Raw genomic sequence first — 2,464 nt, forward strand, 5'->3', positions numbered from 1 at the left:
CTACCAAGAGGCCCTGCTGTCATGCGCCGGCCCTCGCGCGATCACCCGAACAAGAACCCTGTTCGACCAGACCAGCCCCGCCATCGATAAGCGGATGGCGTCTCTGTTCACCCCCGTCCATGGTGCCTGGTGGGCTCGGGCTCAGGGGGTTCACGGTGAGCGGGACGGCTCCCGGGCCCTGATCGAGGTCCTGCTACTGGGGCGGCACCTGCCGCGCGGGCACATCGTCGCCGGTCTGGCCGCAGCTGTACGCGCCGGGGCGATGACCGCCGACGCGGTCGCTCTGGAGGCCTGCAAGGCCGCCCAGGCCGAGACCGGACCCGGCCTGGCAGAGCGGATGCTGCCTGGCGCACCTCCGGCGAACGTGACGTCCCTGCACGGGTGGAAGCTGTCCCGCTCCCGCCGGACGCCGGGCCCCTGCCGTCGGTGCCCCCCTGTGACCAGTTGCTCCGACGTCGTCGCGCCGGCGGCGGTGATCACCCGGAGGGAGAAGCACAGTGACTCTGCCCCGCCAGCGAGGCTTGACCGAGCAGGCCGCCGGCGCCGCCATCGGTACCGCCTGCCGCATGCTGCGGCTGCCGTCGGTCCGCAATGAGTTCACCGAGATCGCCGACCGGGCGATGAAGGACCAGGTGACCTACCGCGGCTTCCTCGCCGAGCTGCTGATGGCCGGGTGCGACGACCGGGCCCGGCGCCGCTCGGAGCGGCGGATCAAGGCGGCAGGCTTCCTGCGGGAGAAGTCCCTGCGGGCGTTCGGCTTCGACGCCGGCCCCGGCATCGACCCCGCCACCATCCATATCCTCGCCTCCTGCGAGTGGATCAAGAAGAGTCAGCCTCTCTGCCTGGTCGGCGACTCCGGTGCCGGCAAGTCCTACATGCTCATCGCCCTGGGCACCGAGGCCGTGATGAAGGGCTGCCGCGTCCGCTGCGCGCTGGCCATCAAGCTCGTGAACGAGCTGGCCGAGGCTGCCGACGAGAAGCAGCTGAACAAGACCGTCGCCCGCTGGGGCCGTGTCGACCTCCTCTGCATCGACGAACTCGGCTACACGGAACTCGACCGGCACGGCGCAGAGCTGCTGTTCCAGGTGCTGACCGAGCGGGAGGAGAAGGACAGCGTCGCCATCGCCTCCAACGAGTCGTTCGGCAAAGCGCACATGTTCCGGCGAACCTGTGCCAGGTGCTGGCGAATTTTCACGGGTTCGCAGTGGAGGGTGGAGGCGGCAGCATCGACTTCGGCATCAGCTCAGCGTAAATTTCGACGGTGTCCTGGCTTGCGATGAGCGTTGCTCCATTGCGGCGCAAGGCGGCAAGTGCCGCCGTGTTGTGAGACTTGGTGTCCGCGACTACGGTCCGTGCACCGGCTCTCGCGGCTTCGTCGAGGAGGATTCGGAGAGTGGCGGTGCCGATTCCGCGTCCGCGATGTGAACGGCCGAGCCACATGCCGGCTTCGAGGACGTCATGGCTGTCGCGGAGAGCCAAACGCGCTGACCCAACGATTGTCCCGTTGTGGGTGATGGCGAATGTGGACTCGCGGAGCGGGCCGGCAAGTCCAGGGCGTCGAGCCCGGTGCCAGTTCCGGAAGGTTTCCTGCCGTTCCGTCGTCCATCCTGGTGGACCGGCCACGGGAGGCATGACCTCTTCGGGTGCTGCATCCTCGACGGCCACCGTGAGGAGTTCTTCGAGGCCTTCCTCGTCCACCTGCTGCACTTCCACCTGACCATCCATGCCGGTTCCCTCCGCTGAGTGATGGACACCGGTTGTTGATCCTCACGTTGTGTGTGGTGTTGCGCCAGCGGTTTTCGGCGGGGCGGGCAGTCGTCCGGGGTCAACGCGGTCGGCGAGATAGATCAGGGTGGCTTGCGGGTCCATGCCGAAGGCGGCGGCGAGCTTGGGGTCCATGGTGTTCACCAGGTCGAGGAGGCGGGTGCTGCGGATCATCCGGGGTGGGTATCCGCAGTCGTCAAGAACGTGGGAGAGGTAGGCAGTTGAGGCCGGGATTCGCCCGGCTTTTGTTCCTTTGGTGACCATCACGTGCGGGTTGGCAGCCGGCCATGCCTCGCGGTGGGACAGGCACCGCTGCACCACCGTCCAGGAGGCGGGATCCAAGGGAACAGGGTGGGGTCGCTTGCCGAGCTTGACGGTGTGGGCCACCGAGTCGATGTGCGTGATCTGCAACATCCGCACCTCGGAAGTGGAGGCACCATGCAGCAGGGCAAGCATGCCCATCAGGGCCTCGTGCGGCGCGTTCGTCGGTGGTCCAGCGGCGGAAGAGTTCGCGCTGCTGGTCGAGGGTGAGGGTCCTGCCGCGGAAGCCGTTCGGCTCCTTCGCGGTCAGAGTCCGTGCCGGGTCGACCAGGATGAGGTGCTGCGAGCGGGCGAAGCGGAAGAACTGCCGCAGCACGACCAGTGAGCAGTGTGCATCGTGAAAACTGCACGTCAGGTGGGCTGGTGTGCACGGGGTTCG

General features: G+C 67.5%; 4 protein-coding genes. 2 read left to right on the forward strand and 2 right to left on the reverse strand.

Features of this window, described 5'->3' with window-relative positions; genetic code table 11:
* The first annotated feature begins 497 nt into the window (after positions 1-497).
* Positions 498-1,280, forward strand: a complete 783-nt coding sequence (locus ABD207_RS31695) for an ATP-binding protein (RefSeq protein ID WP_344016762.1) — start codon at positions 498-500, stop codon at positions 1,278-1,280.
* Here the strand turns inward: ABD207_RS31695 and ABD207_RS31700 are convergent.
* On the reverse strand, positions 1,192-1,632 hold the full coding sequence (locus ABD207_RS31700; protein WP_344016764.1) for a GNAT family N-acetyltransferase: 441 nt from the start codon (positions 1,630-1,632) through the stop codon (positions 1,192-1,194). The two genes, ABD207_RS31695 and ABD207_RS31700, sit on opposite strands and share 89 nt — an antisense overlap.
* On the opposite strand from ABD207_RS31700, the gene ABD207_RS31705 reads away from it, so the two are divergent.
* On the forward strand, positions 1,567-1,743 hold the full coding sequence (locus tag ABD207_RS31705) for a hypothetical protein (RefSeq protein WP_344016766.1): 177 nt from the start codon (positions 1,567-1,569) through the stop codon (positions 1,741-1,743). The two genes, ABD207_RS31700 and ABD207_RS31705, sit on opposite strands and share 66 nt — an antisense overlap.
* A 24-nt stretch (positions 1,744-1,767) precedes the next feature.
* Here ABD207_RS31705 and ABD207_RS31710 read toward each other — a convergent pair whose 3' ends face one another.
* Positions 1,768-2,226 carry a hypothetical protein gene (locus ABD207_RS31710; protein ID WP_344016763.1) on the reverse strand — a complete coding sequence of 153 codons (459 nt, stop codon included), beginning with the start codon at positions 2,224-2,226 and terminating at the stop codon, positions 1,768-1,770.
* Positions 2,227-2,464 lie beyond the last annotated feature (238 nt).

The sequence above is a fragment of the Streptomyces thermospinosisporus genome, from assembly GCF_039526425.1.
Lineage (GTDB): Bacteria > Actinomycetota > Actinomycetes > Streptomycetales > Streptomycetaceae > Streptomyces > Streptomyces thermocarboxydovorans.